This window comes from Microbacterium sp. CH12i (assembly GCF_000685355.1).
Classification (GTDB): domain Bacteria; phylum Actinomycetota; class Actinomycetes; order Actinomycetales; family Microbacteriaceae; genus Microbacterium.
Map to the genome: position 1 here is coordinate 181,217 of NZ_JHET01000010.1, position 14,054 is coordinate 195,270.

13 protein-coding genes are annotated in these 14,054 nt (G+C 65.1%); 4 read left to right on the forward strand and 9 right to left on the reverse strand.

The features are described 5' to 3' along the window. Positions 1-100 precede the first annotated feature (100 nt). The 5 genes from DC31_RS12960 to DC31_RS12980 form a co-directional block, all read right to left on the reverse strand. A complete protein-coding gene (locus tag DC31_RS12960; protein WP_051606932.1) occupies positions 101-3,058 on the reverse strand; it encodes an AAA family ATPase in 2,958 nt (985 codons plus the stop codon). Next, positions 3,058-4,212 carry an exonuclease SbcCD subunit D gene (locus DC31_RS12965; protein WP_036280732.1) on the reverse strand — a complete coding sequence of 385 codons (1,155 nt, stop codon included), beginning with the start codon at positions 4,210-4,212 and terminating at the stop codon, positions 3,058-3,060. Before DC31_RS12965 ends, DC31_RS12960 begins: the two co-directional genes overlap by 1 nt. Before the next feature lie 57 nt (positions 4,213-4,269). Beyond that, the gene (locus DC31_RS12970; protein WP_200872929.1) at positions 4,270-5,868 is read right to left on the reverse strand and encodes an MFS transporter; all 1,599 of its coding nucleotides are present in this window, start codon (positions 5,866-5,868) and stop codon (positions 4,270-4,272) included. Positions 5,869-6,135: 267 nt separating this feature from the next. Next, the gene (locus DC31_RS12975; RefSeq protein WP_036280734.1) at positions 6,136-6,603 is read right to left on the reverse strand and encodes a DIP1984 family protein; all 468 of its coding nucleotides are present in this window, start codon (positions 6,601-6,603) and stop codon (positions 6,136-6,138) included. A 57-nt stretch (positions 6,604-6,660) separates the two neighbouring features. Further along, positions 6,661-6,969 carry a GNAT family N-acetyltransferase gene (locus DC31_RS12980; RefSeq protein ID WP_235201504.1) on the reverse strand — a complete coding sequence of 103 codons (309 nt, stop codon included), beginning with the start codon at positions 6,967-6,969 and terminating at the stop codon, positions 6,661-6,663. Positions 6,970-7,295: 326 nt separating this feature from the next. Here DC31_RS12980 and DC31_RS12990 point away from each other — a divergent pair, with 326 nt between their 5' ends. The 3 genes from DC31_RS12990 to DC31_RS13000 all read left to right on the forward strand — a co-directional run bounded on the left by DC31_RS12990 (position 7,296) and on the right by DC31_RS13000 (position 9,352). After that, positions 7,296-8,015, forward strand: a complete 720-nt coding sequence (locus tag DC31_RS12990) for a winged helix-turn-helix domain-containing protein (protein WP_036280738.1) — start codon at positions 7,296-7,298, stop codon at positions 8,013-8,015. A gap of 152 nt (positions 8,016-8,167) precedes the next feature. Further along, a complete protein-coding gene (locus DC31_RS12995) occupies positions 8,168-9,124 on the forward strand; it encodes a DNA-3-methyladenine glycosylase family protein (RefSeq protein WP_036280739.1) in 957 nt (318 codons plus the stop codon). A gap of 18 nt (positions 9,125-9,142) precedes the next feature. Beyond that, a complete protein-coding gene (locus DC31_RS13000; protein WP_036280741.1) occupies positions 9,143-9,352 on the forward strand; it encodes a hypothetical protein in 210 nt (69 codons plus the stop codon). 3 nt (positions 9,353-9,355) lie between these two features. On the opposite strand, the gene DC31_RS13005 is transcribed toward DC31_RS13000, so the two are convergent. The 4 genes from DC31_RS13005 to DC31_RS13020 all read right to left on the reverse strand — a co-directional run bounded on the left by DC31_RS13005 (position 9,356) and on the right by DC31_RS13020 (position 13,197). Beyond that, complete coding sequence (locus DC31_RS13005) at positions 9,356-10,111, reverse strand: iron ABC transporter ATP-binding protein (RefSeq protein ID WP_036280743.1); 756 nt, start codon at positions 10,109-10,111, stop codon at positions 9,356-9,358. Next, positions 10,108-11,151 carry an iron chelate uptake ABC transporter family permease subunit gene (locus tag DC31_RS13010; protein ID WP_051606934.1) on the reverse strand — a complete coding sequence of 348 codons (1,044 nt, stop codon included), beginning with the start codon at positions 11,149-11,151 and terminating at the stop codon, positions 10,108-10,110. Before DC31_RS13010 ends, DC31_RS13005 begins: the two co-directional genes overlap by 4 nt. After that, positions 11,144-12,130, reverse strand: a complete 987-nt coding sequence (locus DC31_RS13015; RefSeq protein WP_051606937.1) for an ABC transporter permease — start codon at positions 12,128-12,130, stop codon at positions 11,144-11,146. Before DC31_RS13015 ends, DC31_RS13010 begins: the two co-directional genes overlap by 8 nt. Before the next feature lie 71 nt (positions 12,131-12,201). Beyond that, on the reverse strand, positions 12,202-13,197 hold the full coding sequence (locus DC31_RS13020; RefSeq protein WP_036280747.1) for a siderophore ABC transporter substrate-binding protein: 996 nt from the start codon (positions 13,195-13,197) through the stop codon (positions 12,202-12,204). A gap of 86 nt (positions 13,198-13,283) precedes the next feature. Between DC31_RS13020 and DC31_RS13025 the strand changes: the two genes are divergently transcribed. Next, entirely contained in the window at positions 13,284-14,048 is a 765-nt protein-coding gene (locus DC31_RS13025; RefSeq protein ID WP_036280749.1) for a siderophore-interacting protein, read from the forward strand. Positions 14,049-14,054: the final 6 nt, after the last annotated feature.

Below are 14,054 nucleotides of genomic sequence, written 5' to 3' on the forward strand. Positions count from 1 at the left end.
GCCAGGTCATTTGCCGCGCATGTCTGGGAAGTTGCGGGGCCAGTGAGAGCCAGGGGCTAGCGACCCGAAGCGATGCGGCTCGGGCCCCGGCCGGTCTGCTCTACGAGCAGCTGTGCAGGGATCTGCTCTTGCATGGACTCGACGTGGCTGATGATTCCGACGGTGCGTCCGCCGGAGCGCAGTTCGTCGAGCGTGCGCATGGCGATGTCGAGGGTGTCGCCGTCCAGAGAGCCGAAGCCCTCATCGATGAACAGAGTGTCGAGTTGGATCCCGCCGCGCGCGCCGTCACGACCTCGGCAAGGCCGAGGGCGAGGGCGAGCGAGCTGAGGAAGGTCTCTCCGCCGGAAAGCGACTGCGCGGGACGCGTCTGCCCGGTGAACGCGTCGAAGACGACGATGCCGAGGCCGGATGTCGCGCCACGCGAGGCGCGCGCGTCGGAGTGCTGCAGTTGGTAGCGCCCGGTCGACATGTCGTTGAGTCGGCGGTTGGCCGCCTCAACGATCTCTTCGAGTTCGGCGGCCAGCACGAAGGTCTCTAGCGGCATCCTGTGCGTGTTGCCTGCTCGGCCGGCGATTGTGTCGGCGAGGCCTTGAAGGACCTCATGATCAGCCGCCTGCTCGGCGCTGACCGCGTGCTCGGATGCTGCGGACGAGATCAGTCCCCCCAGACTCTCGACCGTGCTCGCAGCCCGCCCTGCCGTGTCAACCGCTGTCTTCCACGTCGCTTGAGCCACGACCGCGGCCTGCTCGACAGGGGCAAGGTCAATCAACTCTTCGGGAAGCGTACGCAGCTCAAGCTCGAGCAGGGTCGCGCGCTCTTTTTGACGCTGCGCCGCGTGCCCTGTGACGCGATCATCAAGAGCTTCTTGTTCGGCGACCGATCGCAGGGCCTGCTGAACAGCGGCGACGTCGTCGAAGTCGGAAGCGGCGAGAGCCGCCGACTGCTCTGCCGTAGCCTCTGCCAGCGCCGTCGCCCGGCGGGCGTGTTCTGCGAAGGCGAGCGCGAGCGCTTGCGCGGCCTCAACCTGCGCGCTGGCAGCAGCGAGGCGTTCGGCGACGGTGTCGAAATCCCCACGTGCCTCTGCGATCAGCGCCTGAGCTTCAGTGTTTCGCTGCGCGGTGAGCACCAACGTCTCTCGTGCCGCAGCGAGTGCCGCGGCCAACTCAGTGCGCTCTTCGTCGAGCTGTGACGCTCGCTCGTTCGCCTCGATGAGCTGCTTCTCGATGCCGGTCAGCGTGTTCGCGGCAGCGACTGCTTCGGTATGAGCGGCCGTGGCCGCGATGACTTCGGCTTCAGCCTGCTCGCTCGAGCGAGACTCCGCACGAGCGACGGCCACGGAAAGTTCTGCTCGCACCGAGCCGACGCGATCGGCAGCTGCACGCTCGGTGCGTGTCGCCGTATCGCGGACAGCTTCGGCGGCCTCAATATCTTCAGCAGAGACAGGGTCGGTGTGCGCGGCCGGAGCGGGGTGCGCGGTCGACCCGCACACCGCGCACGGCTCGCCGCCGACGAGTGCCGTGGCAAGTTCTCCGGCGAAGCCGCTCAGCCGGCGCTGACGCAGGTCTGCGAGCACGGTCTGTGCCTCGGCGAGCGCAGTACTCGCCTCTGCGAGCGCACGTTCGGCAGTGTCGAACTCTGTCGTGAGTTGCACGACCTGTGCAGCGGCCTCCCGCCGAGCTTTGGCGGCCTCGTGCGCATGGGCAAGGTCGTCGATCCGGTCGGCTTTGCGGCGAATCTCGTTCCGTTGATCGGCCAGCGCGGCGAGACGGACAGGCAACGTTTCGCGCTCTGCTTCGCGCTCGGCAACTCGCGTGGATAACGCAGCTACCTGCTCCCCCGCCGCGACAAGCTCGGCGGTGAGCGCAGGTGCGTGCTGCTCGTGCTCAGCAGCCTTGGCCCAGGCCCCGCTTTCGCGCGTACGATCGGCCGTCCAGGCCTCGAGCGCCGCGGCATTCACCTCGGGAAGGACGACTTCCGTCGCATCCCAGCGCGTACGCGCCGACTCTTCCGCCGCGGACGCGGCGGACCGCGCCGATTCGGCACGAGTTGTTGCGGTGATGGTGGGACGTAAGGCCTCAGCGGCGCGGGCATGTGCGAGCGCCTGTCGGGCTTCGGCGATCTGCGGCTCTTCATCGTCGAGTCGAGCGAGTGCTGTACGGGCGCGATCCCGCTCTTGTTGCGACTTCTGCTCATCGCGCGCGGCCGTCAGCGCAGCATCCGCCGCTGTGAGAGCCTTCTCGGCATCATCGCGTTCGGCGACGCGTCGTTCGGACTGATATTCAGCGCGGGTGAGAGCCCGACTAAGGGCTTCGAGACGCACATCGGTGGTGCCGCTGCCTGGTTCAGCCGCGGCAGCATCACCGGCAGGATGCTCGCCCCAGAGATCGGCAGCAGTCGCGACGCGCTCGGCCTCTTCAATACGCGCCGTCACCGTGGCAAGACGCGCCCCGAGTGCGTGCTCAGATGCGCGACGGCGCTCATCGAAGCGGGACTGCACATCTTCGAAGCGCTCGGTGCCGAACAGCTTGCGAAGCAGTGACTGTCGCTCTTTGCTGTCGGCGAGGAGGAAGCGTGCGAACCGGTTCTGCGCGAGCAGAATCACCTGCAGGAACTGCTGCTGGTTCAGCTGCAGAATCTCGTCCAACTCGCTGGCAACATCGACGGCGCGCGCTGCGCGACCGATCCATCCGTCGGGAGTGTGCTCTTCAAGCGCGACGGTTGGCGCCTGTTTTGTGAGGCCCCCGCCGCGTTTGGCAGGCCGCATGTATTCGGGCGAGCGCGTCACCCGATAGCGACCAGCTGTCGTGCTGAATTCGACGACGACTTCGCTGGGGTCATCGGGTTCGCAATGGTCGCTGCGCAGCCGCTTGTCGCTGCCTTCGTACCGCGGCACCCCGCCGTAGAGCCCGAAGCAGACGGCATCCAGAATGCTCGACTTGCCCGCACCGGTCCGCCCCGCGATGAGGAAGATCCCATCGTCGGCGAAGCTGTCGAAGTCGACGATCTGACGATCAAGAAACGGGCCGAACCCCTCGATCTCGAGGCGATGCAGTCGCACTAGACGAGGGCCTCTGCGACCACGCGCTCGTTGAGGACCTCGCGGATCAGCTCGCTCTCACGCTCGCTGGCGCCCTGGCCCGCACGCACGTGCTCGAGAAACGCCTCGATGCGTTCGGTGTCGGTGACCGCCGACTTCAGCCGCGCCGAGTAGGAACGCTCTTCTTGCTCAGGCCCGCCGACCGGAGTGTGCTGCACCATCGCGCAGTGCGGGAACCGCTCTTTCAGACGACGCATCGGCTCAGCCTGCGGCAGAGCATCGGTGTAGACCGCGCACACCCAGTCACCGACGTGCGCGGCGACGTTCTCGTCCGCGAGGATCTCGTCCAACGTACCGGTCAGCGTCACGAGCCGACGTGGAACCGGCAGTGCAAGCCATTCGACAGAAGCAAGTCCGGTGGCGTCAAGATCAATCAGCCAGGAGCCGCGCTCTTTATGCTGCTCACCGAAGCTGTAGTGCAGCGGAGCACCGGCATAGCGCACGCGCTCACTGAGCGCCTGGCGCCCGTGGATGTGGCCGAGAGCCACGTAGTCTGGCCCGTCGAAGACGCTCAGCGGCACGACGTCGAGTCCGCCCTGACGCACTTCACGTTCGAGGCCGACCGTGGCATCGACACCCGCGGCGAAGCAGTGTGCGATCGCAACAGAGCGGCCGCCGTGCTCCGCCATCCCGGCCCGCACGAGATTCATCGCGTGCGCCATGGTCTGCGCCTGAGAGCGCAGCGGAACCTCTGGCCAGTACTGTCGCACGACCGCGGGCTCAAGGTACGGAACTCCGTAGAAGTGCACCGGTCCGTCTGCGTCGTCAAGCGTCACAGGCATGCCTACGGACAGTGGATCGGTCATCACGTGGATACCATCACGCAACAGACGCGCCTGGAACCCGAGTCGGGCGGCAGAGTCGTGGTTGCCGCTCGTGACAATCACTCGAGCACCGGTCTCGTGCAGCGCGAGCAGCGTGTCGCCGAGCAACCTGTACGCGGGACCCGCCGGTGTGGCGGAGTCAAACACGTCGCCGGCGACAATCACCACGTCGATATCGCTCTCGCGTACCTGAGCCACCAGCGCACCGAGCACCTCGGCCAACGCGTCCATGGTCGAGTTGCCATGGAACGTGCGGCCGATGTGCCAGTCAGAGGTGTGCAGGATTCGCATATTCACACCGTACGGATGGCCACTGACATTCCCTCTGAGGCGTGCCGTGGCATCCGATCAGCGCGCCAGCGAGAACGTGCCTGTGTCTGTATCCTCCGAGGTGAACGTGTCTGACGAGACAGGCTCGTCCGACGAGACGGGCGCATCCCCCGAGACCGGACCCTGCGGCAGCAGGTCTTCCTTGCGTCCGCGCACCATCGTGATGGCGATGACAGATGCCAACAGCATCCCGACTGCCGCGGCGATAAACACCCCGCTGTAACCACCGGCGAGCGTGTCGAGGCCGACCTCGCCCTGCGCGTGACCGCCAACGGCAGCCGCATACACCGCGGTGAACACCGACAAGCCGATGGATCCGCCGATCTGCATGGCTGAGTTGGTGACCGCCGAGGCCACGCCAGCGTCATGCGGCGCAACGCCGGTGAGTGCGACGTTCTGCAGTGGAATGAAGACGAACGCCATTCCCATACCCATCACCAGGAGCGCGGGAGCGACCTGGACGAAATAGTTGCCGCCGGGTGTGATGAACGACAGGTAGATCAGCGCGGCAGCGACGACGAGCGGACCACCGATGAGCATCGGGCGCGGGCCCACTGTGCCGAGCATCTTGGTAGCGAGACCGGCGAGCACCATGGTGCCCAGCGGCAGCGGCAGGCTCGCGACGCCCGCTTCAAGCGCGCCCATACCGAGCACGATCTGCAGGTGGAATGTGAGGTAGAGCGTTGCGCCGATCATGACGCTGCCGGCCACCGCCTGGATGAGGAACGCCCCACCGCGGACCCTATGCGTGACGACACGCAACGGCAGCAGCGGATTGCTGACCTTCATCTCGACCCACACGAATACGGCGAGCACGATGACACCGACCGCGATGAAAGTGATGGTGAGCGGGCTGTCCCAGCCGGTCTCAGCGAGGGTGAAGCCGTAGACGAGCGATCCCAGGCCCGCCGTCACGAGAAGCGCGCCCCACATGTCGTAACGGTTGTCGCCACCCGCCTTGCTTTCGGTGAGGAACAGCGCGCCGCCGATCAGGCCGACGGCCACGAAGAAGATGTTGACGAGCAGGCACCAGCGCCAGTCCAGGAACTCGGTCAAGAAGCCGCCGAGCACCATGCCTACCGCAGCTCCAGCGCCAGCCACCGTGCCGAATACGGCGAAGGCGACGTTGCGCTCCTTGCCGGACGGGAACAGCGTCGTCAGCAGTGCGAGCGCAGCCGGAGCCAACGTCGCGGCGAAGACACCCTGCAACGCCCGTCCGAGGATCAGCTCCCACCCGGCATTCGCCATGCCGGCGTACAGCGAAGCGAGCCCGAAGCCGACCATTCCGACCATGAAGGTGCGCTTGCGACCCCAGAAGTCGGCGATGCGCCCGCCGAGAAGCAGCAGCGCTCCGAAGGCGAGGGCATAGGCGGTGACAACCCACTGACGCAGGTGGTCGTCCATGTCCAGGGCGAGCTGCGCCTGCGGAAGTGCGATGTTGACGATTGTGCCGTCAAGGACGACGACGAGCTGAGTCAGAGAGATGACGAACAGGGCCCACCATTGGCTTTGGGGTGGGATCGCAGGGTCTGGGTTTGCGGGGTCGATGACATGGAAAAACCTCCGGTGTCTTGTGACGGATGCCGGAGGTTTCAAGCCTCGGACCAGTACCCGCAAGGGAGCATCTGACCACCTCAGCTAGCGGCGCTGAGCAGACCTCAATCATACCCCGCACAATCCTGTGAATTCGAGCCGGAAGGTCCCCTGACCCACCCTCACCTCGACGATCGACACGCGGTTGTGCAAATTGCGCTGTGCGCATTCACCTGTTCGGCGTGCGGGGCTGCGCGATGCGAGATCTGGGCTGCCCTCCGCCCTACAGGGGCCGGATTTGACCCTCCGGCAGGGCTTGTGTCCGCCTCGTCGTGGTTACCGACTTCCGCTCTAATCCTCCAGGTCGTGCGTCCAGTTTGCCTGCTGGATCCGGTTGTCCAGTTCGCGCAGCTTCTGTGCGACCGCATCAGCTCGCTCACGCAGCTGGCCGACGTTTAGCGCCGCGATCTGCCGGAGCTCGGATCGCATTTGTCGCATGCCTACCGAGTTCGCTCCGGATGCCGCGACCGCAGCATCCGACAACAACGAATGCTGCAGGCGCAGCACATCGCGCGCGGCGAGCGCATCGGTCATAGTCCCGTCCGCGCCGAGGTCGAGCCGGGCGTTGGTCGCATTGATCCTGCGGATGAGCTCGCGCAGGTGACCGAGATCAGACTCTGCCTCCCCCAGGAGTGTTGCGGCGTCTTCCGACGGCTCTTCGCCCTCTTGATAGCGAGCGTTCGCGTTGATGCGCGCACGCAGCTGTTCGATGCGGCGTTGCAGGTCGGCCCGTGCGGTCAGTGCCTCGGCGATCTTCATGTCTTCATCTTTGCAGGACACGACATGAGTAGTAACAGAGCGTCACATTTCTCGAATTCAGCGGTGGCGCAGCAACCCGGCATGCTCGGGGTTCTGCTCGAACCACTCGCAGACATACCAGCAGACCGCATCGACCTTGCGGTCGCCGCGACTGTCAATGTCTGCGACAGCACCCTGCACGACCCGCGCCGCATGCCCGTGCCCGCGGAAAGTCGGGATAGTGAAGGCCCTGGTGAGGGCAAGAGTCTGTCCGTCGTCGCGGTAGTCGAGAACGCTGACGAGCACTCCGTCGCGCATGAGTGTGTAGCGCGAGGCATCCTTCTCATCAGTAAGAATGAAGCCGTCGACAATGGTGGAATCGGTCACTCCTCCAGGCTAAGGCCCACAGACGCACCGAGACTCGTTTTGACACCGGGCGTCATCGTCGGACATAATCCACCCATGACCACCAACGCGCGCCCTTTGTCCGCCCAGGAGGCGAACAGGACTGCCGGGATGATGATGCCCGGCTGCGTTGGCATGTGTTGCCGAATGTGTAGCTGACCCTCAGCGACTACCTGCCGGTTCGGCGAATCGCCATCTGCGACGTTCGAGCCCATGAGCACCCACCTGCGTGCTCATCCCCGGCCCTCTGGTCATTCTCGCAACACATCCGAGCCGTATCGGCTCACCCTCTGAAGGACTTCATCATCATGTCGAACATCGCCACCCTCGAGCGTCCCGCCACCCGCGCCCCTCATCTGCGTGCTGTTCCGCCGCTCTCGGCGCAGGCACCCGTTGCCGTCGCACCTGCCGTCGCCGATCTGCCCGCCACCCGTTCTCCGCGCGGCTTCGCCCTCTACGTCGGCCTCGACGAGATCAAGGCCGCTGAAGCCGGCGTCAGCCTTCCGCTTCTCGTTGATGCACTCCGCCGCACGCTCGCTGAGCTCGCGCCTGGTGCCGAGACTCACGCCACCGTGGCGCTGGCACAGCACGGTTCTGGCGGACGCGACCTCGACGTCGTGCGCCTTGCCCTGCAGGAGCCGGGTGCGATCGCTCGCACCAAGGCCGCCGAGGAGGAAGACAAGAACGAGGACTACGGCGTCACCGTCGACATCTCCCGCAAGCGCGTGCTGATCGACGGCGACTCCGCCGCGTTCACCTACAAGGAGTTCGAACTGCTGCAGTACTTGGTGCTGCGCGAGGGGCGCACGATTGAGCGCACCGAGCTGGTCGGCGCGCTCTGGCAGTCGCCGGATGACGAGACACCTGGTGAGCGCACCATCGATGTGCACGTGCGGCGCCTGCGCGCCAAGCTCGGGCGCTACGAAGACATCGTTCGCACCGTGCGCGGCGTCGGCTATCGTTTCGACCGTCACGCAGACGTCGTCATCCGCTACGGCCACGGCACGCCTTCGCCCGACCGCTTCTGAGCCTCGCCTGGCTTGTTAGCCGCTTTCACGGTTCACAACTCCTCCAAAAACAGCGCGTTCGTGCTCGTTTGAGCCGGATCCGCCCCGTTCCGCACGGATCTGGAGGAGTTATGAACACAAGCAGTGTCAGCCGCTCGACGTAGGGTGTTCGCATGACGACGACCGCGGATGCCACGGCCACTGCCGCCGCGTCAGCCCGAGCGGTCGAGACCGTCTACCGCCCTGCGCTCCCCCTCGACGTGTTCCGCACCGTCGGTGTGCTGATGCGCGGGCCCAAGGATCCGACGATGCTCATCGACGGGGCGACACTGTGGCGCGCGAGCCGCACCCCGCAGGGTGTTGCCACGCTTGCGCTGCGCTCCGCCGCAGGCGAAATAAGGGCCACAGCGTGGGGCCCTGGTGCTGAGTGGGCACTCGCCCAGCTGCCCGACCTCTGCGGCGCAAACGACGACGCAACTGGCTTTGATGTGTCGGGGCATCCTCTCCTCGCCGAGGTCGCCCGCCGCACGCGCGCGGCAAGGCTCACCCGCACCGATCTCGTCTTCGACGCCCTCGCCAGCGCCGTGATCGAGCAGAAGGTCACATCGCTACAAGCGTTCGGCGCGTGGCGGGTGCTGATCGCTCGTTTCGGCGAGCGGGCACCGGGCCCGACGCCGCGACCGATGTTCGCCCCGCCGTCGATCGATGGCTGGCGTCGCATCCCCTCGTGGAACTGGCACCAGGCTGGCGTTGAGCCGCCGCAGTCGCGGGCGATCGCGCGCACCGCCGAGCGCGGTCAGCGTGTCGCCGACGCAGTCCTCGCTGCTGCTACTGGCGCAGACCGCGAGCGCATCCTCACCAGCCTGCCCGGCATCGGAGTGTGGACTTCAGCTGAGACGCGCATCCGCGCACTGGGCGACCCGGACGCCGTCAGCGTCGGCGACTATCACCTCGCCCACCAGGTCGGGTTCGCGTTGATCGGCGAGCGAGTCGACGACGATGGGATGCTCGAACTGCTCGAGCCGTGGCGGGGACACCGTCAACGCGTCATCCGGCTCATCCTCGCCAGCGGCATCCAGGAGCCGCGTCGCGGCCCGCGTCTCGCACCAGAAGATCACCGCAAGCGCTGATTCCTCTAGGCTGGCGCCATGGCAGGTTCCAAGAAACAGCGCTGGACGTGGCTCAGCGGCACGGTTGTGCTGCTCATCCTCGGCATCGTCATCGGCCTCATCCTGCAGAACGTATGGTTGGGGCTTCTGCTTGCGGCGATCGTCTCGCTCGTCTGGCTGATCGCGGTCGAGTCGCGCAAGGGCGGCAATACCGGCGTAAACGACGAGTCGCACGGCATCGAACTGTAGTCGCTAGTAGTACACCGCCAGCGGCCCTCGCGGCCCCTGGATCACCTGCACCGTGGTGTCGAAGACACTGCTGAGTACGGCATCCGTCATGATCTCTTCCGGCGGGCCGAAGTGCACCACTTTGCCGTCTTTCACCGCACAGATGTGATCGGCGTAGTGACCCGCGAAGTTGATGTCGTGCAGCACGATGACGATGGTGCGTCCGAGCTCGGCGGCGGCGCGGCGCAGGTGCTGCATCATCTGCACGGAGTGGCGCATGTCGAGGTTGTTCAGCGGCTCGTCCAGCAGCACGTAGTCGGTGTCTTGCGCGAGCACCATGGCCACGTACGCGCGCTGCCGCTGCCCGCCAGAGAGCTCGTCGAGGTAGCGCCCCTCGAGCTCTTGCAGGCCGAGGAAGTCGATCGCCTCGCTGATCACACGTTCGTCTTCGATGTTGAGCCGCCCCTGGGAGTGCGGGAAGCGGCCGAAGCCGACGAGCTGGCGCACAGTCAGCCGCGTGATGAAGTGGTTCTCCTGCCGGAGGATCGACACGATCTTGGCGAGGTCTTTAGACGGGGTGCTGACGACGTCATAGCCGCCGATCTCGATGGTTCCGGCATCCAGGCCGAGCAGGCGGCCGATCATCGTGAGCAGCGTCGATTTACCGGCGCCGTTGGGTCCGACCAGCGCCGTCACTCCCCCGGCCGGGATCTGCAGATCGACCGGTCCGATCGCGACCTCGTCGCTGTACTGTTTGCGCACGTCAGTGAGGTTGATCACAGTCGGCCCTTTCTGAGGATGACGATGAGGAACAGCGTGCCGCCGACGAGTTCGATGATGATCGAGACGACGCCCTGCGCGTAGAAGACGTTCTTCATGACGAAGTAGGCGCCGGCAAGCACGACGAATCCGGTCAGTGCCGCGATCGGGAAGACGTAGCGGTGATCGTAGGTGTCGGCGAATTGATACGCCAGTGTCGCCACGAGGAAGCCGAGGAAGGTCATTGGTCCGACCAACGCCGTCGACACGGCCATCAGGATCGACACCAGCACCAGCACGCGAATCAGCTCGCGCCGATGATTCACGCCGAGACCCATCGTGATGTCTTTGCCGAGCGCGAGCACGTTGAGTCGCCTGGCGTTTGACCACAGCAGGATGCCAGCAACCAGGCAGAGCGGAATGGCGATGGGCAACTGGTCGGGGTCAGCGTTTGAGACGCTACCGAACATCTGCGCGGTGAGAACATCGAACTCGCTGGGCGTGAGCAGTCGTTGCATGAATGCCGAGATCGAGCCGAGCCCGCCCCCGATGATAATGCCGACGAGCAGCATGACCTGCACGTTCGCGTAGCGACCCGACAGCAGCCAGCCGTACAGCAGCACAGAGAGCGCGACCATGATCGCGATCTGCAGCACGAACTGGGCGTTTCCCTGCAGCGCGACGAGTCCAGATATGCCGAGAAAGTACACCGCCGCGGTCTGCACCGCGATATAAAGCGCCTCGAACCCCATGATCGACGGGGTGATGATGCGGTTCTCGGTCACGGTCTGGAAGCTCACCGTCGCGATGGCCTGACAGAACGCGACCACCGCCATGACGACGATGCTGGTGCCGCGCATCTGCGCGATGAGCCAGAAACCTTCGCTGCCGAGCGGCATCGGGTTGTCCCACGCCAGGAGCCCGAATGCGAAGCCGACAGCCAGCACGATCAGGATGCTGAGGATGATGAAGTACTTCCGGCGCGCGCGGCCCGTCGGAAGCGGACCGGACCGGCGCTCGCTGATACCCGCGGCAGACAAAGTGCCGCTAGCCCTAAGCACGACGACGCTGCTTCAGCAGAAGGAAGATGAAGACGACCGATCCGACGACGCCGAGGATGAGCGAGACCGGCACCTCGAACGGCATGATGATCGTTCGTCCGATGATGTCGCACACCGTGACGATCCCGATGCCGAGCAGGCACACCCACGGCAGGTTGCTGCGCAGGTCGTCGCCGCGGATCATCGAGACGATGTTGGGCACGATGAGCCCGATAAAGGGAAGGTTGCCGACGATCACCGTGACGACACCGGTCGCTACTGCGATGAGTGCTGTACCGAGAAGGACGACGCGGTTGTAGTTCAGTCCGACGTTCGTGGCGATCTCTTCGCCGAGGCCAGCGACGGTGAACCGGTCGGCGACGAGGAAGATGACGACTCCCACGATGGCGACGATCCAGAGTGCTTCGTATTGTCCGCGCAGCACCGAGGTGAAACTGCCCGCGAACCAGACGCCGAGGTTCTGCAGGGTGTCAGTCTGCAGGGCGATGAACGTAGCGACCGAGCCGACAACAGCACCGAGCATGATGCCGACGATGGGGACGATCAGCGAGGAACGCAGCGATACCCGCCGCAGGAACAGGAAGAACACCATCGTGCCGATAAAGGCCGCGATGATCGCGCCGGTCATCTTCGGCACGATGCCTGCGGTCGGGGCGATGATCATGACCGTCAGCAGGCCGAGGTCTGCCCACTCGGTGGTGCCGGTGGTGGTCGGCTCGACGAAGCGGTTCTGTGTCAGTAACTGCATGACAAGACCCGACATCGCCATCGCTGCGCCTGCCAACATCAAGGCGATCGTGCGCGGGATGCGGGTGATGGCGAACATCTCCGCGCCGTCATCGGCACCGAAGATGTCATAGACCCCGACGAACAGCGATGCGACCAGCAGCAGGGCGACGACCACGATCCCGATCAGCAGTTTGGGGTCAAACAGCCGCCCGCGCGTTCGCGGTTCGGCGTTCAGGATCGGTCGCGTCATCTTCGTTCAGTCAATTCTCTCGCACGAATGGGGCCGGCCCTGCGCCGACCGACCCCTGCGTCACTCTGCGTTTAGGCGCGTGCCTCGAGAGCGTCGGCGAAGTCGTTGAGAAACTCCGTGTACGTCTGGATTCCCTCGTTCGTGTAGGTATCGGCCGGCATGTAGACGATGTTGCCCTTGGTCACTGCGGTGACCTTTGCCAGTGCCTCCGAACCTTCAAGCACGTCAGCCGCCGGCGAGTAGTTCGGGTCATCGGCGCTGACGGCGGCGTCGCGATCGAGCACAAGGATCCAGTCCGGGTTCGAGTCGGCAATCGCCTCGACAGCGATGTCGTCGCCCTGGTGATCGTCCGTGGCGTCATCGACCTCGAGCGCGGGGGTGAGCTTCAAGAAGTCGAACACCGGGCCGAGGGTACGGCCGAGGCCAGGAGCGATATAGCCGATCGCGCCGCCGGATGTGTTGACGGCCATGACGGTCTCGTCATCGTCGTATGCGGCCTTGACCCGTGCAATTGCGGCGTCAAGATCGTCATTGAGTTTCTTTGCCTCGGCCTGCTTGCCGAAGATTTCACCGAGCACGCTGGTCTGACGCTTGAGTTCTTCCTCGAACGGCTCACCCTCACGAGGATCGAGCTCGAGCACCACAGCATCCGGTGCGTAAGCGACGAAGTCGTCGTGGAACTGGGCGAAGCGCTGACCGTTGATGATGAGGTCAGGCGCGACGGCAACGATGGCTTCGAGGTTGGGCTCACGGTGACTGCCGAGGTCGATGATCGACGCATCCTTCGTGTACGAGATCGTGCTCGGCATGAGAGAGACGGCGGCCGCCTTCAACTCGATGCCCCACGAGTCGAGGGTTTCGAAGGTGCGGTTGTCGGTCGCGACGACAGAAGCGAGGGGCAGATCGAGAGTGTAGCTGCCGTTGTTGTCTTCGACCGTGACCGTGGTGGGCTCGGCCTTCGATGTCGGCGCCTCGGGTTCTGCAGCTGGCGTCGCGGCGCAGGCGGCGAGCGCGAGCGCGGAAACGAGAATGGCGGATGCTGCAGCGAGCGGGCGGCGCAATGACATGTGTGCTCCTCGGAAAGCGGGAAAGGGGGTGTGGGCTTTAGGTAAGGGAACCCTAACTGCGCCGTTAGGTAGGCTAGCCTAACTTCATGACCACTCCTAAATCGTCCTTCTCTCTTGAGCGTGAAATGCTCGAACTGAAGTTCCGCACGGTGACGCTCACTGAGCGTGTACAGCTCGCGCCGAACTACGTGCGGGTGCGGCTCGAGGGCGACGAGCTCGCAGGGTTCGACTCCCGAGGCAGTGACGACCACATGCGGCTGTTCTTCCCCGAGGGCTCCCCCGAGACGGTGGAAGAGATGCGGGCGTCACCGAACCGCGAATACACGCCTCTCGCATGGGGCGAAAACTGGCTCGAAGTCGAATTCGCCGTGCACGGCGACGAGGGTGTGGCAGCACCGTGGGCGGCGAACGCGCCGATCGGATCGAAGATCGGTGCAGGTGGCCCACGCGGCTCGGCCGTAATGACCGGCACGCCCGGGGCATGGTTCCTGGTGGGCGACGAAACCGCGATTCCCGCGATTCGTCGCTTCGCGTCGCTGGTCGGCGACCAGCCCGCACGCATCATCATCGAGGTGCGCGGCGCCGCCGACGAGATCAAGATCGACGCACCCGTCGACGTCGAATGGCTGCATCGTGGCGATGCGCTGGCGGGTTCGGCGCTCGTCGCGTTCCTTGACGGGCTCGGCGAAGCGGATGCCGTGGGCGTAGACCCCTTCGTCTTCATCGCCGCCGAACAGCAGGTCGTCAAGCCGGGCCGAGCGCTTCTCCAGCGCTGGGGCGTCGACATCGCTCAGGCTGTGGTGAAGGGTTACTGGAAGCGCGACGAAGCCGAGTACCACGCCCCGCACTAGCCAAGG

Excerpts from the sequence above, each read along its gene's own strand:
- DC31_RS13015 (WP_051606937.1), bottom strand. The coding sequence starts at position 12,130 with ATGACGCGACCGATCCTGAACGCCGAACCGCGAACGCGCGGGCGGCTG.
- DC31_RS13025 (WP_036280749.1), top strand. The coding sequence starts at position 13,284 with ATGACCACTCCTAAATCGTCCTTCTCTCTTGAGCGTGAAATGCTCGAA.
- DC31_RS13000 (WP_036280741.1), top strand. The coding sequence starts at position 9,143 with ATGGCAGGTTCCAAGAAACAGCGCTGGACGTGGCTCAGCGGCACGGTT.
- DC31_RS12965 (WP_036280732.1), bottom strand. The coding sequence starts at position 4,212 with ATGCGAATCCTGCACACCTCTGACTGGCACATCGGCCGCACGTTCCAT.
- DC31_RS12975 (WP_036280734.1), bottom strand. The coding sequence starts at position 6,603 with ATGAAGATCGCCGAGGCACTGACCGCACGGGCCGACCTGCAACGCCGC.
- DC31_RS13020 (WP_036280747.1), bottom strand. The coding sequence starts at position 13,197 with ATGTCATTGCGCCGCCCGCTCGCTGCAGCATCCGCCATTCTCGTTTCC.
- DC31_RS12990 (WP_036280738.1), top strand. The coding sequence starts at position 7,296 with ATGTCGAACATCGCCACCCTCGAGCGTCCCGCCACCCGCGCCCCTCAT.
- DC31_RS12995 (WP_036280739.1), top strand. The coding sequence starts at position 8,168 with ATGACGACGACCGCGGATGCCACGGCCACTGCCGCCGCGTCAGCCCGA.